The sequence below is a fragment of the Microvirga pakistanensis genome (assembly GCF_004458765.1).
Classification (GTDB): domain Bacteria; phylum Pseudomonadota; class Alphaproteobacteria; order Rhizobiales; family Beijerinckiaceae; genus Microvirga; species Microvirga pakistanensis.
This window is the reverse complement of record NZ_SPJX01000580.1, coordinates 1-223: the sequence shown is the minus strand read 5'-3', so window position 1 is coordinate 223 and position 223 is coordinate 1. Positions and strand designations below refer to the sequence as shown.

The window sequence follows — 223 nt, the reverse complement described above, 5'->3', positions numbered from 1 at the left end:
TTCAGGCCGGCTTCCGCGAGCAGCGCCTTGGCCTTGGCGACATCATAGGCGTAGCCCTTGTACTCCTTGTCGTAGCCCGGCATGAGCGGCGGGAGAATTTGGTTCGCCGGAACCGCGCGGTTGTTGATGATACGGACGATGCGTTCCTTGTTGACGGCCATGTTCAGGGCCTGACGGACGCGCACGTCGTCGAGCGGCTTGATGCGCGTGTTCAAGGTGACGT

1 protein-coding gene is annotated in these 223 nt (G+C 61.9%); it reads right to left on the bottom strand.

Annotated elements, in window-relative coordinates; genetic code table 11:
• Positions 1-223: ABC transporter substrate-binding protein (locus tag E4K09_RS23865; protein WP_244610658.1), on the bottom strand; the 223-nt coding region annotated here is incomplete at both ends.